Here is a 23,737-nt window from a genome sequence, read left to right as displayed (position 1 = left end):
AAGTCTTCCATTGCCGGGGCTGGTGTACAAACGGGCTTTCCCACAACCAGCATTTGTCAAATGCAAAAGCTGATGCATTACAGCCTGGTCGACATCCGGCTCTTCGTCGCCGTCGCCGATGCGGGCAACGTCTCGCGCGGCGCGGCGCATTGCTTTCTCGCCCCGTCCTCGGCCAGCCTGCGCATCAAGCAGCTGGAGGAGAGCCTGGGCACCCGGCTTTTCGTCCGCGAGGCCCGCGGCGTATCGCTGACCCGCGCGGGCCAGGTGATGCTCGAACATTGCCGCCGCTGCCTGGCCGAGCTCGAACAGATGCACGCCAACCTGGCGCCCTATGCCGAGGGCGTGAAGAGCCACGTGACGCTGTTCGCCAACAGCACGGCGATCGCGTCCTACCTGCCGGAGGACCTCTCGGTCTTCCTGCGCGCCTACCCCGCCGTGCGCGTGTCGCTGGAGGAGCGGCTCAGCCACGAGATCGTCGCGGCCGTGGCCGAGGGCCGGGCGGACATCGGCGTGGTCACCTGGAGCGACGAGCACCCCGACGTGACGTTCTGGCCCTACCACGAGGACGAGCTGGTCATCGTGGCGCCGGCCGCGACCGAGCTGGGGCAGGACGGCAAGGTCCGGTTCGTCGAGTGCCTTGCACACCCCATCGTCTCCCTGGCCAGCGGAACGGCGATCCACACCTTCATCGCCGGCAAGGCCGCGGCGCTGGGCTATCCGATCGACGTGCGCATACAGGTCGCGGGCTTTTCCGCCGTCGTCGCGCTGGTGCGCTCGGGCGCCGGGATCGCCATCGTGCCGCGCTCGGTGATGCGCAACCTGCAGGACGAGGGCGTGCAAACCCTGACCTTGCTGGAGCCCTGGGCCGTGCGCCAGCTGAGCGTGTGCGCCAGAAGCGACGAGAAGCTGCTGTCCAGCCACGCCCTGGCGCTGCTGCAGCAGCTGCGCGGGGCCTATCGCGGCCCCGCGGCCGGCTGAAGACCCGCCACGAATGGGCCGCCCTGGATGAGCGTTTGCCTTTGACAAACTGAACTGTTGGATTAACTCGTTTGTCCCGGCGCATGCGCCGTGAAAGACTGGCTGCATCTCAACCACGTCGCGGAACTGCCCGGGCCAGGCCCGGCCCCCGGGGACATGGCGCCTTGCGCCCCCGCCCGCAGTCCGGCGACGCAATCCAAGGAGACAGTCCATGCAGCCCATGAACCACTGGCAGCGCATCGAAGCGGCGATCGGCGGCGAAGCGACCGACCGCCCCCCGATCGCCCTGTGGCGCCATTTCCCCGAAGACGACCTGCACCCCGACAAGCTGGTGGCGCACACGCTGCAGTGGCAGGACAAGTGGCAGTTCGACCTCGTGAAATTCATGCCCTCGGGGACCTACGGGGTCGAGGACTGGGGCGCGGCCAGCGCGTACCGCGGGGCGGCCAACGGCGCGCGCGAGGTGGTCCGGCCGGCCGTCCTGCGCACCGAGGACTGGCGGCGCATCGCCCCCCTGGACGTGCGCCAGGGCTCCTACGGCCGGCAGAACGAGGCCCTGGCCGCCGCGGCCAGGGGGCTCGGGGGGCGGGTGCCACTGCTGCAGACGGTGTTCAGCCCGCTGACGACGGCGCGCAAGATGTCCACCGAGAAGATGTTCGCCGACCTGCGGTGCTTCCCCGACGAGCTGGAGCGCGCGCTGGTGGTCATCACCGAGGTCACGATCCGCTTCGCGCTGGATGCGCTGGCCCTGGGCGCCCACGGCGTGTTCTTCGCGACGCAGCAGGCATCGCACCGGCTGCTGAGCACGGCGGAGTACGAGCGCTTCGGCAAGCGCTACGACCTGATGGTCTTCGAGGCGCTGCGCGGCAAGGCCCGCCTCAACATGCTGCACGCCCATGGCGACGACATCATGTTCGACCTGCTCTCGGACTACCCGGCGCAGATGTTCAACTGGCACGACCGCCTGACCGATCCGACGATCGCGCAGGCCGCGGAGCGCTTTCCCCGGCTGCTCGTGGGCGGCATCGACGAGCACGGCACGCTGCTGCGCGGCAGCGAGCGGGACATCGAAGACCAGGTGCACGAGGCGCTGTCCCAGGCCGCGGGGCGCCGCCTGATGATCGGCCCGGGCTGCGTGCTGCCGGTGGCGGCCACGGACGCCAGCATCCGCGCCGCCGTGCGCGCCACCCACCAATTCCAGGAAGGCCTTGCCTGCGCCTGACGCCGGGCGCGGGCAAGGCCGGCGATATCGGCAACCAAAGACCCAAGGAGACAAACCATGCGCAATTCCCTCTTCTCCCTCGCGCTGGCCGGCACGCTGGCCGCCGGCCTGGCCGCGCCCGCACCGGCCGCCGAATGGCCCGCGGCCGACAAGCCGATCCAGATCATCGTCCCGGCGCCGGGCGGCGGCGGCACGGGCGACACGATCGCCCGCCTGATGGCCGACCGCCTGGGCAAGAGGCTCAAGGCCTCCGTCATCGTGGACAACCGCGGCGGCGCCAACGGCAACATCGGCGCGTCGGCCGCGGCGGCGGCCCCGGCCGACGGGTCCAGGCTGCTGTTCTCGTGGGCCGGCACACTGGCCGTGAACCCCAGCCTGTACCGCGGCCTGCCTTTCGACCCGCAGAAAAGCTTCGTACCCATCGCCCTCGTCGCCGACGTGCCCAACATCCTCGTGGTCAACAACGAGCTGCCGGTGCGCGACCTGGCGGAGTTCGTCCATTTCGCCCAGGCCAATCCGGGGCGCCTGAACTACGGCTCCACGGGCAACGGCAGCTCCATGCACCTGGCCGGCGAGCTCTTCAAGCGCGAGACGGGCGCGCAGCTGGTGCACGTGCCCTATGCGGCGCCGGGGCAGGCCACGACGAACCTGATGGCCAACGAGATACAGGCCATGTTCCAGCTCGTGCCCGGCGTGGTCGGGCAGGTGAAGGCCGGCAGGCTCAAGGCCCTGGCCGTGATGTCGCCGACGCGCTCGCAGGCGCTGGCCGACGTCCCGACCACCGCGGAGCTCGGCCATCCGAAGCTGCTGTCGTCGACGTGGTTCGCGCTGCTCGCGCCCAAGGACACGCCGACCGCCATCCTCGACCGGCTCAACACGGAGGTCAACGAGATCCTGCAGGACCCCGAGGTCAGGAAGAGCCTGGCCGACATGGGCGCCGCGCCGCTCGGCGGCTCGCGCCAGGCACTGGCCGAGCACCTGGCGGCCGAGACGTCCAAGTGGGCGCGCGTGGTCAAGGAAAGCGGCATCCAGGTCCAGTAGCCCGCCCCGGCCAGGCATTGCCCGGCCGTTTTTTGCACAATGGAGGGCTATGAACCGCAGAAGCATCCTCCTTACGGCCGCCGCCCTCGGTGCGGCACTCGCAACTCCCATGGGCCATGCGCAGGACGGTCCGATCCGCCTGGTCGTGCCCTATGCGCCGGGCGGCCCCATCGACGTCACGGCGCGCGCCCTGGCCGAGCGTGTGCGCGACTCGCTGGGCGTGGTCGTCGTGGACAACAAGGCCGGCGCCGGCGGCAACATCGGCGCCGACCTGGTCGCCAAGTCCGCCCCCGACGGCCTGACCATCGGCATCGCCGCCACGGCCACGCATGCCGTGAACCCCTGGCTCTACAGCCGCATGCCCTACGACGCGGCCAAGGACTTCGCCGGCATCACGCAGATGGTGCGCGTGCCCAATGTGCTGGTGGTGAACGCCGCGCGCGCCGAGCAGCTCAAGATCCATAGCGTGCAGGACCTGATCGCCTACGCCCGCGCCAACCCCGGCAAGCTCAACTACGGCAGCGGCGGCAACGGCAGCGCCGGCCACCTGGCCGGCGAGATGTTCAAGCAGAAGGCCGGCATCTACGCCCTGCACATTCCCTACCGCGGCGCCAGCCCCGCGCAGCTGGCGCTGCTGGCCGGCGAGGTGGACTTCAACATCGACAACCTGGCCGCCGCCGCGCCCAACATCAAGGCGGGCAAGCTCAAGGCGCTGGCCGTCACGTCGCTCGCGGCCAGCCCCATGCTGCCCGGCGTGCCGCCGCTCTCCAGCACCTTCAAGGGCTTCTCCATCGACACCTGGTGGGGCCTGGTGGCGCCCGCCGGCACGCCCAAGCCGGTGATCGCCAGGCTGAACAAGGCCTTTACCGACGCGCTCAAGGCCCCTGAGACCAAGACCCGCTTCGAGGCCCTGATGGCCGAGCCCGTGCCCACCACGCCCGAGCAGTTCGACACCTTCATGGCCGCCGAGCGCGCCAAGTACCAGCAGGTGGTGAAGGCTTCGGGCGCGAAGGTGGATTGAAAAACGAGAGCGGCTCGCGCTTGATGGCTGGTGGTTTCCGCATGTTTTCATGCGTGAACACCTATTCAGCAAGCGCCAGCCGCTATGGTTTTTTCTATTCCTCTGCCAGCCACTCGGCCGGCGCCGCCACGCGCTCGATGCGCTGGCCGGCCACGGCGGCGTGCTGCGCTGGCGTGGCCCAGCCGGGCCGCAGCTCGGCCAGCGGCAGCAGCACGAAGGCACGCTCCCACATGCGCGGGTGGGGCACGGTGAGCTCGGCGCCGCCAAGGCGCTGCTCGCCATAGAGCAGCAGGTCCAGGTCCAGCGTGCGGGGCGCGTTGCGGTAGGGGCGCTCGCGGCCGGCGGCCTGTTCGATGGCCTGCAGCGCGCGCAGCAGGCGCAGCGGGGCCAGGCCGGTCTGCAGCTCGGCCACGGCGTTGAGGTAGTCGGGCCCGCCCGCGTCCACGGGCGCGCTGCGGTACAGCGAGGAGACCCGCAGCACCCGGGTGTCCGGCAGCACCTCCATGGCCCGCACGGCGCCGCGCAGGGCGGCGCGCGCATCGCCCAGGTTGGCACCCAGGCCGATCCATGCGGTCACGGCCGCGCCACCGGGCTCCCCGGTGGCGGGGTTCACGCGTCGCCGGCCGCGGGCGCCGGGCCGCCGTTGGCGCCGCCGGCCGGGCTCTTGCGGCGACGGCGGCGGCGCTTCTTGGGCGCCGCGGCGGCATCGGCGGGGAGCTCGTCCTCGGCCGGCGCGTCGGCCACGGCAGCAGCATCGGCCGCCCTGGGCTGGCGCCGCGCGGCGGGCTGGGCCTTGCGCTGGCGGATGCGCTGCTCCTCGCGCACCTGATCGATCATGTCCTCGCGGCGCGCGTCGTCGGCCAGCGAGAATTCCTGCCACCACTCGGCCAGGCCTTCCTCGACCTCGCCCACGTCGGCGCGCAGGCGCAGGAAGTCGAAGCCGGCGCGAAAGCGTATGTGGGCGATCATGCTGAAGGGCGTGCTGCCCGAGCGCTTCTCGAAGCGCGGCTGCATGACCCAGATCTCGCGCATGTCGGCCGCCAGCTTGCCGCGGCCGGACACGTCGCCGATGCGCTTGTCGAACACGTCGTCGATCGCATCCTGCAGCGCCGGGAAGGCGTGCTGCTGCGCGTCAAGGCGCTGCTCCCAGCCGGCCTTCACGTCCTGCCACAGCACGCAGGCCAGCAGGAAGCTGGGCGCCACGGTCTTGCCCTCGCCCACGCGGCGGTCGGTATCCTGCAGCGCGGCCTGCACGAAGGGCGTGTCCGCGCGGTCCACCACCACGTCCAGCAGCGGGTAGATGCCCTTCTCCAGCCCCAGGCCCCTGAGCTGCGCGACGGAGGCCAGCGCATGGCCGGTCTGCAGCAGCTTGAGCATCTCGTCGAACAGGCGGCTTTGCGGCACCTCCTGCAGCAGCGGCTCGCAGGCCAGCAGGGGTTTGGCCGTCTTGGGCTCGAGCGCGAAGCCCAGCGGGCTGAGCTTGGCGGCGAAGCGCACGGCGCGGATGATGCGCACCGGGTCCTCGCGGTAGCGCGTGGCCGGGTCGCCGATCATGCGCAGCACGCGGCGCTTGGCGTCCTCTATGCCCTTGTGGAAGTCCACCACGACCTGCGTCTCGGGGTCGTAGTACATGGCGTTGACGGTGAAGTCGCGCCGCGTGGCGTCCTCGTCCTGCGGGCCCCAGACGTTGTCGCGCAGCACGCGGCCGCTGGCGTCCACGGCGTGCTGCATGCCGGAAAGCTGCGCCTTGCTGGTCTTCTCGTTGCCGCTGACCTGCTCGGCGGCGGCGTTGTCCATGTAGGCGCGGAAAGTGGAGACCTCGATCACCTCGTGCTCGCGCCCGCGCCCGTGCACCACGTGCACGATGCGAAAGCGCTTGCCGATGATGAAGGCGCGCCGGAACAGGCCCTTGACCTGCTCGGGCGTGGCGTTGGTGGCCACGTCGAAGTCCTTGGGCTTGAGGCCCAGCAGCAGGTCGCGCACGGCGCCGCCGACGATGTAGGCCTCGTAGCCCGCCTGCTTGAGCGTGCGCACCACGTCGGTGGCGCGGCGGTCCACGAGTTCGGGGTTGATGCCGTGCACCGAGGCGGGCACCTCTTCGCGCTTGCCGAAGCGGCGCCTGGCGCCGCGGCCCGCGCCGGCGGCGCCCTTGCCCAGCAGTTTGTCGATGAAGGTCTTGATCATTGTTGTGAGGAAAACAGGTCCAGGATGGGCCAGCCGCGGTCCCGGGCCAGCGCCCGCAGGCGCGGGTCGGGGTTGGTGGCGACGGGGTGGTCCACCTTTTCGAGCAGGGGCACGTCGTTCATGGAGTCGCTGTAGAAGGTGCTGTCCACGTCCTGCCACCGCAGGCCGCGCTCGGCCAGCCATTGTTCCATGCGGCGCACCTTGCCCTCGCGCATGGTGGGCACGCCGCGTATGCCGCCGGTGATCCAGCCGTCTGCGCCGCGTTCGAGCTCCAGCGCCAGCAGCTGCTGCACGCCCAGGGCCTGGGCGATGGGGCGCGTGATGAACTCGTTGGTGGCGGTGATGATGACGATCTCGTCGCCCGCGTCGCGGTGGCGCTGCAGCAGCGCCCGCGCCTCGTCGTGGATGGCCGGCGCGATCACGTCGCGCATGAACTGCGCGTGCGCCCGGGCCGAGGCCTCTGCGCCGCGCTGGCGCACGGCCTCGGTGGCGAAGCGCACGTAGTCGTGCACGTCCAGCCGGCCCGCCACGTAGTCGTCGTAGAAGGCCTTGTTGCGCCGGCCGAATTCCTCACGGTCGGTCCAGCCGATGCGGATGGTGAACTCGCCCCACTCGTAGTCGGAATCGAGCGGCAGCAGCGTGTGGTCGAGGTCGAACAGGGCCAGTCTCATTCGGTCTCCAGCATGGTCTTGAGCAGCGGGATGGTGATGGCCCGCTGGGTGCGCAGCGCGAAGCTGTCGAGCCGGTCCAGCAGCTGCACGAGGCTGCCCAGGTCGCGCGAGAAGCGCTTGAGCATGTAGTCCATCACCTCTTCGCCCAGGAAGACGCCGCGCGCGTCGGCCTCCTGGCGCAGCACGGCGCGGCGGGCCGGCTCGTCGAGCAGGTGCAGCTGGAACACATGGCCCCAGCCCAGACGGCTGCGCAGGTCGTCGCGCAGCGGCAGGTCGGCCGGCGGCAGGTCGCCGGCGGCCAGCACCCAGCGCGGCACGCCCGTCGCCGGGCTGGTGGCGTTGACGAACCAGTTGAAGGCCGCCGCCTGCTGCCCGGTGGAGTACAGGTGCACCTCGTCGAGCAGCACGGCGGCCCAGTCCTCGTCGAACGCGGGCGGGTTGTCGGTGGATGCCTGCATCCATCCCACGCGCACGCCCTGGGTGCGCAGGGCCTCCTGCACGGCCTTGAGCAGGTGCGTCTTCCCGCTGCCCGCCTCGCCCCACAGGTACACGGGCAGGCAGGAGCGCAGCGCGCCGCCGCTGGCGCCCTCGACCGCCAGGCGCAGATGCTGCAGCGCGGCCTCGTTGGGGCCGGCGAAGAAGCGCGCCAGGGTCGGCACGGGCGACAGGCCGATGTCCAGCGCCAGCTGCCGCATGGGGCTCATGGCAGCCCCCGGTCGATGGCGCTGGCGGTGAATGTGGACATGTGCGGAAAGTGCGGCATTTGAAAGCGACGCCTGCCGCACGCGGGCGGCGGCAGGGTGCGAAACGGAGCGTAAACGGCCGATTTTAGTCGGCGCCTGCGCGGCGTGCCGGCACGCCGGGACCAACCGCGCTCCCAGAGCCGCCCGTTCGACCCGGGTCCCCAGGGTATCTACCAGCGGCCGCGCCCCGCGCCCATGGCTAAGCTTTCCGGCTCGAACGATGGTGGCGCCGGGCGCACCTCCGACGCCGTGGGAACAGGTTTGGCAACAGACGAGGTGACCTATGCGTAAACGGATGCTCTGGATCATGGCGCCGCTGGCGGCAGCGGCTTTCCTGGCGGGCTGCGGCGGCGGCAACGGCCGCTTCCCCATCGTCGACAGCAACCCCGACAGCTGCTCGGTACGCAGCGGCAGCGGCGCCCCCATCGTCGTCGGGTCGGGCGTGAGCGGCGATCCGGCCGCGCCGGAGAACGCCTCCGGCTACCGGCTGGGCCTGACGGCGAAATACTCCAGCAAATACATGGTGGTGGCCAACACGCCCCTGGCGACCAAGGCCGGCTGCGACATCCTCAAGGCCGGGGGCTCGGCCGTCGATGCCGCGGTGGCCATGCAGGCCGTGCTGGGGCTGGTGGAGCCGCAGTCGAGCACGATCGCCGGCAGCGCGTTCATGGTGTACTACGACGCCAAGAGCAAGAAAGTCACGGCCTACGACGGGCGCGAAGCCGCGCCCGCCGCGGCCACGGGCTACTACCTCTCGCGGCAGGACCAGGGCGACCCCGGCTCGCCCGCGCCCGTGCCGTCGGCGCGGCGCAGCGGCCGCTCCATCGGCGTGCCCGGCGTGATGCGCATGCTGGACATGGCGCACAGGGAGCACGGCATGCTCGCCTGGAACGGCCTGTTCGACTACGGCATCAAGCTCTCGACCGATGGCTTCCAGATCCCGGGCCGCCTGGGCGCGGCCATCGCCAGCAACGCCGCCAACCTGGCGCTGGACGCCAACGCCATGGCCGCGTACTTCCACGCCGACGGATCGCCGCGCACCACGGGCGAGACCATGACCAACCTGCCCTACGCCAGAACCCTCAAGACCCTGGCCACGCAGGGCGCGGATGCGCTCTACACCGGCGACCTGGCCAAGGCCATCGTCGCCAAGGCCGCGCAGTCCGTGGGCGACGACGGCGCCAAGACCCCGATCACCCCCAGCCTGATGACGCTGGACGACCTGGCCGGCTACAAGGCCAAGAAGCGCGACCCGGTATGCGCCAGCTACCGCAGCGCCTACTACGTCTGCACCATGTCGCCGCCATCGTCCGGCGGCATCGCGATCGCGCAGTCGCTGGGCATCCTGGGCCAGTTCAACCTGGCGCAGTACGGGCCCGCGAACCCGGCCAACGAAGGCGGCGTGCCCAGCGTGATGGGCGTGCACCTGGTCTCCGAGGCCGAGCGGCTGGCCTACGCCGACCGCGACAAGTACGTGGCCGACACCGACTTCGTGCCGCTGCCGGCCCAGGGCCTGTCCTCGCTGCTGAGCCCCGACTACCTCAGGCAGCGGGCCAGCCTGATCAGTCCCGACAGGAGCATGGGCACGGCCGCCGCGGGCGACTTCGGCCCCGTGCCCCAGGGCGTGGACAAGACGGTGGAGCACGGCACCACGCATTTCTCGGTGGTCGATGCCTATGGCAACGTGGTCTCCATGACGACGACGGTGGAGTCGAGCATGGGCTCCTTCCACATGGTGGAGGGCTTTCTGCTGACCAACCAGCTGACGGACTTCTCCGCCAGCCCCGTGGACGGCAGCGGCCAGCCCGTGGCCAACCGCGTGGCGCCCGGCAAGCGCCCGCGCAGCACCATGGCCCCCACGCTGGTCTTCAAGGGCAGCGCCCCGGGCGACTTCGTCATGGCCACCGGCTCGCCCGGCGGCGGCGCCATCATTCAGTACGTGATGAAGACCGTGGTGGGCGCGCTCGACTGGGGCCTGGACGCCCAGCAGGCCACCTCGCTGGTGAACTTCGGCGCGGCCAACAGCCCCACCACGGGCGTGGACGGCTCCAACACCACGCTCGACCTGGCGGCGCTGGCCGACGGCCTCAAGGCCAAGGGCCACACCGTCTCCAGCGCTGCCCAGTCCAGCGGCGTGGCGACCATCATGCGCGTGACCAGGAACGGCCGGGCCCTGCTGGAAGGCGGCGCCGACCCCCGACGCGAAGGCATCGTGCTGGGCGACGGGTCTCTCTGACCCCGTTCCAACGCTCCACTGCCAGGCCCTGCCCCTGCGGCAGGGCTTTTTCCTGGTAGCCGGCCGCGCCGGGGGGCATTCTCTGCGCCCCGAGCCGTCCGCGCCCCTAAAATTGCCGGTTCGGGCCGAACTGCCAACCCTACCTTGAATTCCATGAGCTCCTCCGCCACCCCTCCCATTTCGTACAAAGACGCCGGCGTCGACATCGACGCGGGCGACGCGCTGGTCGAGCGCATCAAGCCGCTGGCCAAGAAGACCCTGCGCGAAGGCGTGATGGCCGGCATCGGCGGCTTCGGCGCACTGTTCGAGGTGCCCAAGCGCTACCGGGAGCCCGTGCTGGTCTCGGGCACCGACGGCGTGGGCACCAAGCTCAAGCTGGCCTTCGAGTGGAACATGCACGACACCGTGGGCATCGACCTGGTGGCCATGAGCGTCAACGACGTGCTGGTGCAGGGCGCCGAGCCGCTGTTTTTCCTCGACTACTTCGCCTGCGGCAAGCTCGACGTGGACACCGCCGCCGCGGTCGTCGGCGGCATCGCCAGGGGCTGCGAGCTGTCGGGCTGCGCGCTGATCGGCGGCGAGACGGCCGAGATGCCCGGCATGTACCCGGCGGGCGAGTACGACCTGGCCGGCTTCGCCGTGGGCGCGGTCGAGAAAAGCAGGATCCTGACCGGCAAGGACGTGGCCGCGGGCGACGTGGTGCTGGGCCTGGCGTCGAGCGGCGTGCATTCCAACGGCTTCAGCCTGGTGCGCAAGTGCATCGGGCGCGCGGGCGCCGATCTTCCCGCCACGCTGGACGGCAAGCCGTTCAGGCAGGCCGTCATGGAGCCCACCCGCCTGTACGTGAAGAACGTGCTCGCCGCCCTGCAGCAGCACCCGATCAAGGCCCTGGCGCACATCACCGGCGGCGGCCTGCTGGAGAACATCCCGCGCGTGCTGCCCGAGGGCACGGCCGCGCGCCTGAAGGCCGGCAGCTGGCCCAGGACCGAGCTGTTCGCCTGGCTGCAGAAGACCGCCGGCATCGACGACATCGAGATGAACCGCACCTTCAACAACGGCATCGGCATGGTCGTCGTGGTGCCCGCCGACGCCGCCGAGGCCACGGCCGCCACGCTGCGCGCGCTGGGCGAGGCCGTGTACGCCATCGGCACCATCGCCGAGCGCGGCACGGGCCCGGCCGTCGTCGTGGGCTGATCCGCCGCCGCAGCAGCAACGATGCCATCGGAACTGCCGCCACAAGGTCCCCCAGAGTCACCGCCGGCGCACAGGCCGGCATGGGCGCCGGCGACCCGCGGCGTGGTGATCGCCAGCTACCTGCTGATGGCCGGGGCGCTGCTGCTCGTGATGCTGCGCGGCCTGCTGCCGGGCCTGCTGTGCGTATGCCTGGGCTTCCTGCTCACGCGCTGGCTGGCGCCGCGCCTGGTCCGGCTGCGCCGCCTGGGCCCGCGGGGCCGGGGGTTTTCGCACAGCGGCCAGAGCATGGCCGCCGCCCTGGTGATGCTCTCGCCCCTGCTGCTGCTGGCGCTGGCGCTGTCGCACTCGCGCACCTACATCGTCGATGCGCCGCAGCAGTACCGCGAGCTGCTGGACTATCTGGCGCGCACGGTGCTGGAGCTGCGCCTGAAACTGCCGCCCGACATCGCCGCCCAGATGCCCGCGGGCACCGCCGAGGTCCAGCACGCCATCGCTTCCTACCTGGCCGCCAAGGCCGGGGCCCTGGCCATGGCCGGCCGCGCCTGGCTCACGGGCCTGCTTTATGCCTACGTGGGCCTGCTCATCGGCGCACTGGCCGCGGTGCGCGGCATGGGCGCCGCGCGCGGGCCGCTCACGCAGCAGCTGGTGCTGCGCATCGCCCGCATGGGCGAGGCCTTCCGCCAGATCGTGGCGGCGCAATTCTGGATCGCGGCCTTCAACACCCTGCTCACCGCCCTGTTCCTGCTGGTGGTGCTGCCCCTGTGGGACCTGGGGCTGCCCTACACGCCGGCGCTGATCACGCTGACCTTCCTGGCCGGCCTGGTGCCCATCGTGGGCAACCTGCTGTGCAACGCGGTGATCACGCTGGTGGGGCTGTCGGTGTCGCCGATCGCCGCCGTGGCCTGCCTGGCCTTCCTGATCCTGATCCACAAGGCCGAATACGTGATCAACGCCAAGGTGGTGGGCAAGCGCACCCATATGGGCGTGTGGGAGCTGCTGTCCGTGATGTTCGTGGCCGAGGCGGTATTCGGCCCCGCCGGGCTGGTGGCGGCGCCGCTGTTCTACGCCTACCTCAAGAAGGAATTGAAGGCGGCGCGCCTGGTGTAGCCCTGAGCCCCAGCCCGTTACTCCCGGTTCAATAGCTGCAGGCGCTTGCTGGATAAGCGTTTGACGCTTTTTTCATGGACATCTTCCAGATATCTCCAGGACGCCACGCAGGCACTCGCCAACGCAGGGGCGGTTGGGCTATTCTGCCGGCTGGCGCCATGGCGCCAGACATACCGTCAACACAACACAAGGAAGACACTGCATGACCATTCTCGTCGCCTACGTTCCTCGCCCCGAAGGCCGTGCCGCGCTGGACAAGGGAATCGAAATCGCCACCCGGCGCAACGAGCGCCTGGTCGTCGTCAACGCCGGCCCGGGGGGGCGCCAGGACGACCCCAACATCGTCAACGGCTACGAGGTCGAGCGTGTCGAAGAGCGTCTGGCCACGCTGCCCATCGACGCGGAATTCAAGCAGTTCGTGCGCGGCAAGAGCACGATCGAGGAAATCGAGGAGATGGTCTCGGCACTGCAGGTCTCCGTGCTCGTGATCGGCCTGCGCAAGCGCTCGCCCGTGGGCAAGCTGCTGCTGGGCAGCATGGCGCAGGAGATCCTGCTCAACGTGGCCTGCCCGGTGCTGGCCGTCAAGGCAACGTCCTGATTCAGGAGCCGCGCAGCGCCTTCACGCGCAGCGCGATGGCCTGCGCATCGCCGGCATCCGCGGCATGCGCCAGGTAGCGCTCCAGGTCCTGCGCGGCCAGCCGCGCGTCGCCCAGCGCCGCATGCGCCAGGCCGCGGTCGCGCCACTCGTCCCAGGCATCGGGCAGCAGCGTGACGAGCCTGTCCTGCACGGCCACCAGGCGCCGCCAGTCCTGCCGGGCGCCGTGGATCTCCTTGAGGTTGCGCAGCATGCGCGCCAGCACGTCGCGCGCGGGCGCGGCCTGCAGGTACAGGCCCAGCGGCACCTCGTCCTGCGCGGCGCCCTGGCGCAGCCGGAAGGGCTCCAGGCGTTCGCCGAGCGCCTCGCGCGAGAGCACATGCCCCGTCATCGGGTCGAGCACCACCTGCCCGGCCGGCATCAGCACCTTGACCAGGAAATGCCCCGGGAACGACACCCCCTGCGCATTGAGGCCCGCCCCCTGGGCCAGCTCCAGCCACAGCAGGGCCAGCGAGATCGGGATGCCGCGCCGCGTGCGCAGCACCATGTGCAGGTAGCTGTTGTCAGGCGCGTAGTAATCGTTGAGGTTGCCGCCGAAGCCCAGCTCGCCATAGAAGAACCGGTTCAGCGCATTGAGCCGCTGCAGGGGCGTGGCGTCCGCGGGCATGCGGCGCTGCAGCCGCGCCTGCAGCCTGTCCATGTCGTCCAGGAACTGCTGCACGTCGACGTCCGGGTATTCGACATGCGCGATGCAGGCGGCGGCCTCGAGCAGCGCGATGCCCTCCTCCTGCGCCCCTTGCACCAGCGCGGCGAAATATTCCAGCGGCGTGGGAACGGAGTAGCTCAGCGGCATCGCCCATGCCCGGCGCCTACCGGCGCAGCAGATCGCGCAGCTTGAGCCCGCAGGCCCACAGCGCGCCGAAGTAGAGGATGGCCGACGCGCACAGCAGCAGCGCCAGCAGGCCGGCGCGCTGCACGCTGTGCGCACGCAGCGCCAGCCAGTCGAAATGCAGCGACGCCCAGGCCAGGAACACGGCCAGCAGCGCGCCGGCCCCCACCACCTGCAGCGCCAGCCGGCCCCAGCCGGGCCGGGGCCGGAAGCTGCCGCGGCGCACCAGTCCGGTGAGCAGCCACAGCGCGTTGATGAGCGCGCCCAGGCCTATCGACAGCGCCAGGCCCGCGTGCGCCAGCAGCGGCACCAGCGCCACGTTCATGGCCTGGGTGGCGACCAGCACCACGATGGCGATGCGCACGGGCGTGCGTATGTCCTGGCTGGCGTAGTAGCCGGGCGCCAGCACCTTGATGGCCACCAGGCCCAGCAGGCCCACGCCATAGCCCGCCAGGGCCACGGCGATCTGGCCCACGTCGCCGTCGTGCAGCGCGCCGTGGTGGAACAGCGTGGCCACCAGCGGCGTGGCGAAGGTCAGCAGGCCCACGGCGCAGGGCACGGCCAGCAGCACCACGATGCGCAGGCCCCAGTCCAGCATGGCGGAATAGCGCTCGGCATCGCCGGCCGCCCTGGCCGCCGCCAGCTGCGGCGTGAGCACCACGCCCAGCGCCACGCCCAGCAGGGCGGTGGGAAACTCCATGAGCCGGTCGGCATAGAACAGCCAGGTCACGCTGCCCGGCACCAGGTAGGACGCGATCTGGGTGTTGATCATGAGCGAGATCTGCGCCACGCCCACGCCCAGCAGCGCCGGCGCCATCAGCGTGAGAATGCGGCGCACGCCCGCGTCCCGCCAGGCGCTGCGCACCCTGCCCCACGTCATGCCGATGCGCGGCAGCAGCCCCAGGCGGTAAAGCACGGGCAGCTGCACCGCCAGCTGCAGCACGCCGCCCGCCATCACGCCGCCCACCATGGCGTAGATGGGCTCGATGCCGCGCCGCTCCAGCTGCGGCGCCCCGAACCATGCCGCCGCGATCATGCACAGGTTCAGCAGCACGGGCGTGGCCGCCGGCACGGCAAAGCGCCGCCAGGTATTGAGCACGCCGGCCGACAGCGCCACCAGCGACATGAAGCCGATGTAGGGGAACATCCAGCGCGTCATGAACACGGCGGCGTCGAACCCCTCGGCCGTCTGGCGCAGCCCGCTGGCCAGGGCCCACACCAGCACGGGCGCACCCACCGCGCCCAGCACGCAGGTCAAGAGCAGCACCCAGAACAGGGCCGTGGCCACGGCGTCCACCAGGTCGCGCGTGGCATCCTCGCCATGCTGCGCCTTGTGCGCCGCCAGCACCGGCACGAAGGCCTGGCTGAAGGCTCCCTCGGCGAACAGGCGGCGAAACAGGTTGGGGATGCGGAAGGCGACGTTGAACGCGTCGGTGAGAACGTTGGCCCCGAAGATCGAGGCCATGAGCAGATCGCGCACCAGGCCCGTCACACGCGAGGCCAGGGTCAGGAGCGATACGGTGGAGGCGGCTTTGAACAGAGACACCCGCGCGAGTGTATGCGTTTGGCGCAGCCCTGGCCTTGAAACGGAGCGTGAACTATAATGGTCGGCTTTGCTGACAACATCCTCAGACACAAGGAACACATACCATGGCATCTGGAAAGCCGAAGAAAAAGAACCCCCGCCTGGCATCGGGCCGCAAGCGCGCCCGCCAAGGCCTCAAGCTGAACGCAGCCAACACCTCGCTGCGCTCGAAGTACCGCACCGCCGTCAAGAACGTCGAGAAGGCCGTCCTGGCCGGCGACAAGACCAAGGCGACCGAACTGTTCGCCAAGGCCCAGTCCGTGCTGGACACCATCGCCGACAAGGGCATCTTCCACAAGAACAAGGCCGCTCGCGACAAGAGCCGCCTGTCCGCCAAGGTGAAAGCCCTGGCCCTGGCCGCCTGACCCTTTCAGGCAACAGCCCGGGCGGCCCCGCCGCCCGCCGTTTGCAACGGGTGCGCTGTCAGCAAAGCAGAAAAACCGCCTTCGGGCGGTTTTTTTGTTCATGGGCCACGGGACAGGGGCGTCAGGCCGGGGGATCGGGGAGCAGGCAGGCCTCGACGACCTGCAGGTTGTTGTCCTTGGCGAAGTTGAGCACGAAGTCCCATGCCATGGGCTCGTAGGCCTGCAGTTCGCGGTTGACCACCACGCATTTCACGCCGTTCATCGCCGTGGGCACGCACCAGGGGGAATAGCTCAGGTGGCTGCCGGGCCGCGCGCCGCCCGGGCGGAACTGGCTCATGACCCCGGCCAGCCGCTCGGCCCAGTCGCTGGGCCGGAAGGTTCTCCCATCGTGGGTAATGCCTTGGATGAAGACTTCTTTGGAGGTGGGAGCAACCATCGGGTTCGGGTCGTGAAGGGGGCGCGGGCCTTGTGCGCTCGCGTGGGGCCGATTCTAACTCTTATATAAGAGCTGGCCCTCCAAGCCCCCGCCCGCCCTGCCCCCATGGGCCCGCGCACGCATGACTGTGATGCGCATTCTTCAATGGTGGGCGCGGGGCCACCCCCTAGAATCGGGTCTTCCTTTTCCGGCCCGCCAGGGCACGTGATTGTTCCGCTCTTGTCAGGAGAAGTCCGCATGACCGCATTGATCGAGGCTGCCTCGCCCCACGTGATGAACACCTATGGCCGCGTGCCCATCGCGCTCGAACGAGGCCAGGGCGTGCGCGTGTGGGACGTGAACGGCAAGCAGTACCTCGACGGCCTGGGCGGCATCGCCGTGAACACGCTGGGCCACAACCACCCCAGGCTGGTGCCCGCGCTGCAGGAGCAGATCGCCAAGCTGATCCACACCTCCAACTACTACCACGTGCCCGGGCAGGAGGAGCTCGCCCGGCTGCTGACCGAGCGCGCCCGCATGACCAACGCGTTCTTCTGCAACACGGGGCTGGAGGCCAACGAGTGCGCCATCAAGATCGCGCGCAAGTACGGCGTGGACAAGGGGATAGAGAAGCCCGTGATCGTGGTCTACGACCATGCCTTCCACGGCCGCTCCATCGCCACCATGACGGCCACGGGCAACCCCAAGGTGCGCAACGGCTTCGGCCCGCTGCTGGAGGGCTTCATCCGCGTGGCGCCCAACGACATCGAGGCGCTGCAGGAGGCCACCGAGGGCAACCCCAACGTCGTCGCCGTGCTGATGGAGCCCATCCAGGGCGAAGGCGGCCTGCACCCGATGCGCGTGGAATACCTGCAGCAGGTGCGCAAGCTCTGCGACGCGAACGGCTGGCTGCTGATGCTCGACGAGGTGCAGGCCGGCATGGGCCGCACCGGCAAGTGGTTCGCCCACCAGTGGGCCGGCATCGTGCCCGACGTGATGACGCTGGCCAAGGGCCTGGGCTCGGGCGTGCCCGTGGGCGCGGTGCTGGCGCACGGCGCCGCCTCCGAAGTCCTCAAGCCCGGCAACCACGGCTCCACCTTCGGCGGCAACCCGCTGGCCATGCGCGCCGGCGTGGAGACCATCCGCATCATGGAGGAGGAAGGGCTGCTGCAGAACGCGGCCGACGTGGGCGCGCACCTGAAGGCGGGGCTGCAGCAGGCGCTGGGCTCCACCGCCGGCGTGAACGAGGTGCGCGGCCAGGGCCTGATCATCGGCGTGGAGCTGGACCGCCCCTGCGGCGTGCTCATCGACCGCGCGGCGCAGGCCGGCCTGCTGCTGTCGGTGACGGCCGACCGCGTGATCCGCCTGGTGCCCGCCCTCACGCTGACGCGCGCCGAGGCGGACGAAATCGTCGCCCTGCTCACTCCGCTGGTGCAGGCCTTCCTGGCCGAATGACAGAGAGCCACCACATATGAAGCACTACCTGCAGTTTGCCGACCTCGGCGCCGACGAATACAACTACCTGTTCTCGCGCGCCGCCATCATCAAGGGCAAGTTCAAGAGCTACGAGAAGTACCACCCTCTGGCCGACCGCACGCTGGCCATGATCTTCGAGAAGGCCAGCACGCGCACGCGCGTGAGCTTCGAGGCGGGCATGTACCAGATGGGCGGCAGCGTGGTGCACCTGACCACGGGCGACAGCCAGCTCGGCCGCGCCGAGCCCATCGAGGACAGCGCGCGCGTCATCAGCCGCATGACCGACCTGGTCATGATCCGCACCTTCGGGCAGGACAAGATCGCGCGCTTCGCCGAGTTCTCGCGCGTGCCCATCATCAACGGCCTGACCAACGAATTCCACCCCTGCCAGATCATGGCGGACATCTTCACCTACATAGAGCACCGCGGCAGCATCACCGGCAAGACCGTGGCCTGGGTGGGCGACGGCAACAACATGGCCAACACCTGGCTGCAGGCGGCCGACCTGCTGGGCTTCACGGTGCACGTGAGCACGCCCGGCGGCTACGAGGTGGACGAGAAGCTCGCCTTCGGCGGCAAGCCCCACCGCCCCGGCTGCTACAAGGTCTTCGCCAACCCCATGGACGCCTGCCGCGACGCCGACCTGGTGACGACCGACGTGTGGACCAGCATGGGCTACGAGGCCGAGAACGAGGCGCGCCGCAAGGCCTTCGCCGACTGGTGCGTGGACGCCGAGATGATGGCCGTGGCCAAGCCCGACGCGCTGTTCATGCACTGCCTGCCCGCCCACCGCGGCGAGGAGGTGATGGCGGACGTGATCGACGGCCCCCAATCCGTCGTCTGGGACGAGGCGGAAAACAGGATGCACGTGCAAAAGGCACTCATGGAGTACCTTTTGCTCGGCCGGATTGCATGAAATGCAAGCCGGTGGCGCCTTAGGCGCCAGCAGCCTGTTTCGGCGCAGGCTCATATCCGCGCAGCGGATGTGAAGCGGCCGCAGGCCGCGCGCCGAAGCCAAAACCACGTGCAAAAGGCACTCATGGAGTACCTTTTGCTCGGCCGGATTGCGTAAGGCGCTACGGTAAAGAGGCCGGGGGATAGCGCACGTCCCCATCCGCATCCACAACGGCCCCCGGCGTCAGCCGCGCCGGCTCCACCCGCCCGGGCGCCATGATGTGGAACACGGCCTGCCTCCGGGCCAGCAGATGGTCGGCCACGATGCGCCGGTGGCAGCGCCACCACACGGCCTCGGCGCACATGAGGGCACAGCGCCGGTCCTGCCCCAGCGCCAGCAATTGCCCGAGCCCCTCGTGGAACGCCGGCGTGCCCGCATGGTCGGCATAGCGGTGGAAGCCCGGGTTGCGCCACAGGCCGTTGCGCCCGGGCGGCACACCGGCCGTCCTGCCGCGCAGCCCGCCCAGCGCGGCCAGGTGCAGGTAGGAGATGCCGTGCCCCGCGAGCGCGGCGCCCAGGCCGTCGCCATCGAATTGCGGCTGCGCGCGTGAGCGCGGCATCTTGCGGATGTCGACGAGGCACGCCACCCGCGCCTCGCGCAGCAGGGCGATGAAGTCCTCCAGGCTGCGGTTCGAGTGGCCTATGGTGAAGAACGGCTGCGCCACGGCGCGTCACAGCCGCTTGAGCACGCTGCCGCGGTGGGCCGCGATGTGCTCCGTCTTGTCGCTGCGTATCTCGTACTGCGGGTCGTCCGGCGTGGCGCGGTGGGTGTGGCCCTTGTAGTCGAAGTCGCTGGTGTGCACCGCGACGATGCGCCCGGACACGCGCCCGGCCTCCGAGTTCCAGCTCACGTGGTCGCCCACCTTGAATCGCTCGCTCATTTGTGCACCTCCCGGGGCATTCATGCGTTGCTCACAAGGCCGCCCCGCCCCTCGCACTATACCGATGGGGCCACGGGCCGCCCATCAGCCCTTGCACCATGCCAGAACCCCTGCATCCCTGCCTGACCTGCGGCGCCTGCTGCCACGAGTACCGCGTCGAATTCCCCGTCTACGAACTGCAATCCATGGGCGGCAGCGTGCCCGACGCGCTGGCGCACGAGGTCAGCGGCAACCGCTGGCGCATGAACGGCACGGGCCAGCGCCCGGTGCGCTGCGTGGCGCTCGTCGGGCGCTGCGGCGAACAGTCGGTCTGCAGCATCTACGCGCAGCGCTCGTCCACCTGCCGCAGCTTCGAGATGGGTTCACAGCGCTGCAACGAGGCGCGCCAGCGCCATGGCCTGCCGCCGCTGGATACGCCCTGGGACGAGTTCCCGCTGGCGGCGTGACGCTTGAAATTCGAAGAAAAACGGGCTCCAGCGCCCACCTGGCAAGCGCTTCCAGCTACTTATTTGGAAGCGTGGAAACTGCGCTCTGCCCGGCCCGGCACGGGCGGCTCCGCCGCCGGCCCCTGCGCCGCGGAGCACCCGCCGCAGCTGCTGCAGCCGTCGCCGCTGCCGCAGCCGCCTGGCCCCTGCGCCAGGCTTGGGTGCACGCGGCCCAGGCGCTGGCGCCAGGCGGCGGGCAGGTAGCGCCAGGCCACGTAGGCCACGGCGACGACGACGATCAGCGCGACGATGAGTTCCTGCAGCATGTCAGCCTCCGTGGAATGCCAGCGCGATGCGGTAGGTGATGAAGCTGGCGCCGTAGGCCAGCGCGAACAGGTAGACCGTCATCACCAGCGGCCAGCGCCAGCTGTTGGTCTCGCGCCGCACGGCCGCTATCGTCGAGACGCACTGCGGCGCGAAGATGAACCACACGAGCAGCGACAGCGCCGTGGCCAGCGACCATTGGCTGGCCAGCATGGGCGCGAGCTGCGCGGCCGTGTCGTCGGCCGAGGCGGCGATGGCGTAGACCGTGCCCAGGGCGCTCACCGCCACCTCGCGCGCGGCCATGCCGGGCACCAGGGCGACGCTGATCTGCCAGTTGAAGCCGATGGGCGCGAAGATCGTCTCCAGCATGCTGCCCAGGCGCCCCGCAAGGCTGTATTCGATGGCCGGGCCCACGGCGCCCTCGGGCGGCGCCGGGTAGGTCGAGAGGAACCACAGCAGCACGGTGACGGCCAGGATGATGCCGCCCACGCGGCGCAGGAAGATGCCCGCGCGCTCCCACAGGCCCAGGGCCAGGTTGCGCACGCTGGGCCAGCGATAGGCCGGCAGCTCCATGAGCAGCGGCGTGGCGCCGCCGCCGCGCCGGGCCAGCCGCGCCACGGCGGCGACCAGCATGGCGCTCACGATGCCGCCCAGGTACAGGCCGAACAGCACCAGGCCCTGCAGGTTGAACAGGCCGGCCACGGTGCGCTCGGGGATGAAGGCCGCGATCAGCAGCGCGTATACCGGCAGGCGCGCCGAGCAGGTCATGAGCGGCGCGATCAGGATGGTGACGAGCCGGTCGCGCCAGTCGGGGATGGAGCGCGTGGCCATGATGCCGGGCACGGCGCAGGCGAAGCTCGACAGCAGCGGGATGAACGAGCGCCCCGACAGGCCCACCACGCCCATTACGCGGTCCAGCAGGAAGGCCGCGCGCGGCAGGTAGCCGGACTCCTCCAGCGCCAGGATGAAGAAGAACAGGATCAGGATCTGCGGCAGGAACACCACCACCCCGCCCACGCCGGCGATCACGCCGTCGGCCAGCAGGCTGCGAAGCGGCCCTTCGGCCATGTGGGTGCCCAGCCACTCGGCCGCGGCGGCCGTGGCGCCCTCGATCCAGCCCATGGGCACCTCGGCCCAGCTGAACACGGCCTGGAACATCAGGAACAGCGTCACCGCCAACAGCAGCGTGCCCCACAGCGGGTGCAGCACCACGGCGTCGATGCGGTCGTCGCGCTGCAGGCGCAGCGCGGGCTCGCGCACGGCCAGGTCCATGATGCGGCGCACCTCCTGGTGCAGCCGCTGCACGCGCTGGGGCTGGTCATCCTCCAGGGCGTCGACGGGGGGCAGAGCGGCCGGTTGCGCGGCTGCGGCGGCCGGCTGCGGCGCGGCGCGCGGCGGCTCGGCCTGGTCCAGCCAGCGCAGCAGCTCGTCGGCCCCGTTGGCGCGCACGCCCACGGTGGCCACCACGGGCATGGCCAGCTCGCGCGCCAGCACCTCGCGGTCGATCTCTATGCCCTGGTGCCTGGCCATGTCGCTCATGTTCAGCACCAGCACCATGGGCAGGCCCAGCGCCCGCGCCTCCAGCACCAGGCGCAGGTTCAGGCGCAGGTGGGTGGCGTCGGTCACGCACACCAGCAGCTCGGGCACGCTCTCGCCGGGGCGCCGGCCGGTGACCACGTCGCGCGTGACGGCCTCGTCCAGGCTCTGGGCATGCAGGCTGTAGGCGCCGGGCAGGTCCAGCACGCGCACGCGCCGCCCGCCGGCGGTGGTGAACACGCCCTCCTTGCGCTCCACCGTCACGCCGGCGTAGTTCGCCACCTTCTGGCGCGCACCCGTGAGCACGTTGAACAGCGCCGTCTTGCCGCAGTTCGGGTTGCCCAACAGCGCGATGTGGGTGAACGATGCAGCCGCTGCCGCCTGGGTCCTGCTCATGCCGCACCCTCCGCGGCGCCCACATGCACCAGGATCTGCGCCGCCTCGTGGCGGCGCAGCGCGAAGGTGGCCTGCCCCACGCGCACGGCCAGCGGATCGGCCGTGGGAAAGCCCTTGGCGATCACGCTGACCGGCTCGCCGGGCAGGAAGCCGATCTCCATCAGGCGCAGGACCATGGCGCGCGCACGCGCATCCTGCGCCTGCCGCAGCCCGGCCACGGTGGCCGCCACGCCGCGCGGCAGGGTGTCCAGCCCTTGCGGCTGGCCATGGGCAATGCCATTGCCTGTCTGTTGCATGTGTCTAGGGATTCAATGAATAGAAGTAATTCTCATTTTAGTGCAACACCGCCCCGGAACCCGATCCGCCATGGTGCGCGTGACCCTGCACAATCACGGTCTTTGGCCCGCCCTGCCACCATGACACTCCACCCCTGCCTGAGCTGCGGCGCCTGCTGCGCCAGTTTCCGCGTCGATTTCTCGGTGCACGAGACCGAGGACATGGGCGGCAGCGTGCCCCGGGGCCTGGCGGTGGAGGTGACGGAGCACACCGCCCGCATGCGCGGCACCGACCACGCCCGGCCGCGCTGCGCCGCGCTCACGGGCCAGGTGGGCCAGCGCGCGGCCTGCGGCATCTATGAATGGCGCCCCTCGCCCTGCCGCGAGTTCGAGGCCGGCAGCGAGGCCTGCAACCGCGCGCGCCTGCGCCACCAGCTGCCGCCGCTCGACGGCCCGGTGCTCTGACATGGCGCGGACAATCCCGCCCCGGCTGTGGGACATCTCCGCGCCCGTGCATGCGGCCAGCCCGGTGTATCCGGGCGACGCGCCCTACCGCCAGCAGTGGAGCGCGACCATCGGCCCGGACAGCCCCGTGAACGTGAGCTGCCTCACGCTGTCGCCGCACGTGGGCACGCATGCGGACGCGCCGCTGCACTACGACAACGACGGCGCGGCCATAGGCGCCGTGCCGCTGGACGCCTTCATCGGCCCCTGCCGCGTGGTCCACGCCATGGGCTGCGGCCCGCTGGTGCAATGGCGCCACATCGCTCATGCGGTGACCGCCGGCCTGCCCCCGCGCGTGCTGCTGCGCACCTACGCGCGCATGCCCGTGGACCGCTGGGACGCCGGCCTGACCGCCTGCGCCCCCGAGACCCTGGAGCGCCTGGCCGACGCCGGCGTGGTGCTCGTGGGCATCGACACGGCCAGCGTCGATCCCGCCGGCAGCCGGCTGCTGCCCAGCCACCAGGTGCTGCGCCGGCGCGGCCTGCGCGTACTGGAGAACCTGGTGCTGGACGCCGTGCCCGAGGGCGACTACGAGCTCATCGCCCTGCCGCTCAAGCTCGCCACGGCCGATGCCTCGCCCGTGCGCGCCGTGCTGCGCGCGCTGGCATGAATTTCAAGCAAAACTGGCACGTAATGCTCTTCCATCAAGCGCTGGCAGCTATCAAAAAAATAGTTTCTGCGCCGCGGCTGGCTGCCAGCCATGGGGCCGGGTAAGGGTAT

Annotated in this window: 26 protein-coding genes; 14 read left to right on the top strand and 12 right to left on the bottom strand. The window is 70.4% G+C overall.

Annotated features, from left to right (window positions below):
* Nucleotides 1–60 precede the first annotated feature (60 nt).
* The 4 genes from ACX12L_RS00690 (at nt 61) to ACX12L_RS00675 (ending at nt 4,262) form a co-directional block, all read left to right on the top strand.
* Nucleotides 61–978, top strand: coding sequence for a LysR family transcriptional regulator (locus ACX12L_RS00690; RefSeq protein ID WP_459260829.1), 918 nt, complete (start codon nt 61–63; stop codon nt 976–978).
* 211 nt (nt 979–1,189) lie between these two features.
* On the top strand, nt 1,190–2,200 hold the full coding sequence (locus ACX12L_RS00685; protein ID WP_459260827.1) for a uroporphyrinogen decarboxylase family protein: 1,011 nt from the start codon (nt 1,190–1,192) through the stop codon (nt 2,198–2,200).
* Nucleotides 2,201–2,257: 57 nt separating this feature from the next.
* Nucleotides 2,258–3,241 (top strand): Bug family tripartite tricarboxylate transporter substrate binding protein, encoded by a 984-nt coding sequence (locus ACX12L_RS00680; protein ID WP_459260825.1) that lies wholly within the window; start codon nt 2,258–2,260, stop codon nt 3,239–3,241.
* 49 nt (nt 3,242–3,290) lie between these two features.
* Complete coding sequence (locus tag ACX12L_RS00675) at nt 3,291–4,262, top strand: tripartite tricarboxylate transporter substrate binding protein (RefSeq protein ID WP_459260823.1); 972 nt, start codon at nt 3,291–3,293, stop codon at nt 4,260–4,262.
* A gap of 94 nt (nt 4,263–4,356) precedes the next feature.
* Here ACX12L_RS00675 and folK read toward each other — a convergent pair whose 3' ends face one another.
* The 4 genes from folK to hda are packed head-to-tail and all read right to left on the bottom strand — an operon-like array spanning nt 4,357 to nt 7,812.
* Nucleotides 4,357–4,875, bottom strand: coding sequence for a 2-amino-4-hydroxy-6-hydroxymethyldihydropteridine diphosphokinase (gene folK, locus ACX12L_RS00670; protein WP_459260821.1), 519 nt, complete (start codon nt 4,873–4,875; stop codon nt 4,357–4,359).
* Entirely contained in the window at nt 4,872–6,446 is a 1,575-nt protein-coding gene (gene pcnB, locus ACX12L_RS00665) for a polynucleotide adenylyltransferase PcnB (protein ID WP_459260819.1), read from the bottom strand. Before pcnB ends, folK begins: the two co-directional genes overlap by 4 nt.
* Entirely contained in the window at nt 6,443–7,117 is a 675-nt protein-coding gene (locus ACX12L_RS00660) for a histidinol-phosphatase (protein WP_459260818.1), read from the bottom strand. Before ACX12L_RS00660 ends, pcnB begins: the two co-directional genes overlap by 4 nt.
* The gene (gene hda / locus ACX12L_RS00655; RefSeq protein WP_459260989.1) at nt 7,114–7,812 is read right to left on the bottom strand and encodes a DnaA regulatory inactivator Hda; all 699 of its coding nucleotides are present in this window, start codon (nt 7,810–7,812) and stop codon (nt 7,114–7,116) included. The genes ACX12L_RS00660 and hda overlap by 4 nt, the downstream gene beginning before the upstream one ends.
* 331 nt (nt 7,813–8,143) lie before the next feature.
* Between hda and ACX12L_RS00650 the strand changes: the two genes are divergently transcribed.
* From ACX12L_RS00650 to ACX12L_RS00635, 4 genes are all read left to right on the top strand, one after another.
* Nucleotides 8,144–10,096 carry a gamma-glutamyltransferase family protein gene (locus ACX12L_RS00650; protein WP_459260816.1) on the top strand — a complete coding sequence of 651 codons (1,953 nt, stop codon included), beginning with the start codon at nt 8,144–8,146 and terminating at the stop codon, nt 10,094–10,096.
* A 153-nt stretch (nt 10,097–10,249) separates the two neighbouring features.
* Nucleotides 10,250–11,290, top strand: a complete 1,041-nt coding sequence (gene purM / locus ACX12L_RS00645) for a phosphoribosylformylglycinamidine cyclo-ligase (protein ID WP_459260814.1) — start codon at nt 10,250–10,252, stop codon at nt 11,288–11,290.
* Between the two features lie 21 nt (nt 11,291–11,311).
* The gene (locus ACX12L_RS00640) at nt 11,312–12,397 is read left to right on the top strand and encodes an AI-2E family transporter (protein WP_459260812.1); all 1,086 of its coding nucleotides are present in this window, start codon (nt 11,312–11,314) and stop codon (nt 12,395–12,397) included.
* Nucleotides 12,398–12,599: 202 nt separating this feature from the next.
* A complete protein-coding gene (locus ACX12L_RS00635; protein ID WP_459260810.1) occupies nt 12,600–12,995 on the top strand; it encodes a universal stress protein in 396 nt (131 codons plus the stop codon).
* A gap of 1 nt (nt 12,996) precedes the next feature.
* Here ACX12L_RS00635 and ACX12L_RS00630 read toward each other — a convergent pair whose 3' ends face one another.
* Both ACX12L_RS00630 and murJ read right to left on the bottom strand, forming a co-directional pair.
* On the bottom strand, nt 12,997–13,845 hold the full coding sequence (locus ACX12L_RS00630; protein WP_459260808.1) for a SirB1 family protein: 849 nt from the start codon (nt 13,843–13,845) through the stop codon (nt 12,997–12,999).
* Between the two features lie 16 nt (nt 13,846–13,861).
* Nucleotides 13,862–15,427, bottom strand: coding sequence for a murein biosynthesis integral membrane protein MurJ (murJ, locus tag ACX12L_RS00625; RefSeq protein WP_459260807.1), 1,566 nt, complete (start codon nt 15,425–15,427; stop codon nt 13,862–13,864).
* A gap of 104 nt (nt 15,428–15,531) precedes the next feature.
* Between murJ and rpsT the strand changes: the two genes are divergently transcribed.
* Nucleotides 15,532–15,831 carry a 30S ribosomal protein S20 gene (gene rpsT / locus ACX12L_RS00620; protein WP_013518273.1) on the top strand — a complete coding sequence of 100 codons (300 nt, stop codon included), beginning with the start codon at nt 15,532–15,534 and terminating at the stop codon, nt 15,829–15,831.
* A gap of 121 nt (nt 15,832–15,952) precedes the next feature.
* Here the strand turns inward: rpsT and ACX12L_RS00615 are convergent, their stop codons facing one another.
* Complete coding sequence (locus ACX12L_RS00615; RefSeq protein WP_201397786.1) at nt 15,953–16,267, bottom strand: DUF3579 domain-containing protein; 315 nt, start codon at nt 16,265–16,267, stop codon at nt 15,953–15,955.
* A 237-nt stretch (nt 16,268–16,504) separates the two neighbouring features.
* Here ACX12L_RS00615 and ACX12L_RS00610 point away from each other — a divergent pair, with 237 nt between their 5' ends.
* Nucleotides 16,505–17,701 (top strand): acetylornithine/succinylornithine family transaminase, encoded by a 1,197-nt coding sequence (locus ACX12L_RS00610; RefSeq protein WP_459260804.1) that lies wholly within the window; start codon nt 16,505–16,507, stop codon nt 17,699–17,701.
* Between the two features lie 16 nt (nt 17,702–17,717).
* Nucleotides 17,718–18,638 (top strand): ornithine carbamoyltransferase, encoded by a 921-nt coding sequence (gene argF / locus ACX12L_RS00605; RefSeq protein WP_459260802.1) that lies wholly within the window; start codon nt 17,718–17,720, stop codon nt 18,636–18,638.
* A 160-nt stretch (nt 18,639–18,798) separates the two neighbouring features.
* Here the strand turns inward: argF and ACX12L_RS00600 are convergent, their stop codons facing one another.
* Nucleotides 18,799–19,341 carry a DUF488 domain-containing protein gene (locus tag ACX12L_RS00600; protein WP_459260800.1) on the bottom strand — a complete coding sequence of 181 codons (543 nt, stop codon included), beginning with the start codon at nt 19,339–19,341 and terminating at the stop codon, nt 18,799–18,801.
* 6 nt (nt 19,342–19,347) lie between these two features.
* Nucleotides 19,348–19,557 carry a hypervirulence associated TUDOR domain-containing protein gene (locus ACX12L_RS00595; protein ID WP_459260798.1) on the bottom strand — a complete coding sequence of 70 codons (210 nt, stop codon included), beginning with the start codon at nt 19,555–19,557 and terminating at the stop codon, nt 19,348–19,350.
* 98 nt (nt 19,558–19,655) lie between these two features.
* Here ACX12L_RS00595 and ACX12L_RS00590 point away from each other — a divergent pair, with 98 nt between their 5' ends.
* Nucleotides 19,656–20,003: a YkgJ family cysteine cluster protein gene (locus ACX12L_RS00590; protein WP_459260796.1), complete on the top strand. Its 348-nt coding sequence runs from the start codon at nt 19,656–19,658 to the stop codon at nt 20,001–20,003.
* 59 nt (nt 20,004–20,062) lie between these two features.
* On the opposite strand, the gene ACX12L_RS00585 is transcribed toward ACX12L_RS00590, so the two are convergent.
* The 3 genes from ACX12L_RS00585 to ACX12L_RS00575 are packed head-to-tail and all read right to left on the bottom strand — an operon-like array spanning nt 20,063 to nt 22,534.
* The gene (locus tag ACX12L_RS00585; protein ID WP_459260795.1) at nt 20,063–20,308 is read right to left on the bottom strand and encodes a hypothetical protein; all 246 of its coding nucleotides are present in this window, start codon (nt 20,306–20,308) and stop codon (nt 20,063–20,065) included.
* Between the two features lies 1 nt (nt 20,309).
* Nucleotides 20,310–22,238 carry a ferrous iron transporter B gene (gene feoB / locus ACX12L_RS00580; RefSeq protein ID WP_459260794.1) on the bottom strand — a complete coding sequence of 643 codons (1,929 nt, stop codon included), beginning with the start codon at nt 22,236–22,238 and terminating at the stop codon, nt 20,310–20,312.
* On the bottom strand, nt 22,235–22,534 hold the full coding sequence (locus ACX12L_RS00575; RefSeq protein ID WP_459260792.1) for a FeoA family protein: 300 nt from the start codon (nt 22,532–22,534) through the stop codon (nt 22,235–22,237). Before ACX12L_RS00575 ends, feoB begins: the two co-directional genes overlap by 4 nt.
* Nucleotides 22,535–22,654: 120 nt before the next feature.
* Between ACX12L_RS00575 and ACX12L_RS00570 the strand changes: the two genes are divergently transcribed.
* A complete protein-coding gene (locus tag ACX12L_RS00570) occupies nt 22,655–22,978 on the top strand; it encodes a YkgJ family cysteine cluster protein (protein ID WP_459260790.1) in 324 nt (107 codons plus the stop codon).
* A 1-nt stretch (nt 22,979) separates the two neighbouring features.
* Nucleotides 22,980–23,627: an arylformamidase gene (gene kynB, locus ACX12L_RS00565; RefSeq protein ID WP_459260788.1), complete on the top strand. Its 648-nt coding sequence runs from the start codon at nt 22,980–22,982 to the stop codon at nt 23,625–23,627.
* Nucleotides 23,628–23,737: the final 110 nt, after the last annotated feature.

It is taken from the genome of Alicycliphilus sp. T452 (assembly GCF_054512775.1).
The sequence above is the reverse complement of the archived record's forward strand: the minus strand, read 5'-3'. Positions and strand labels throughout refer to the sequence as shown.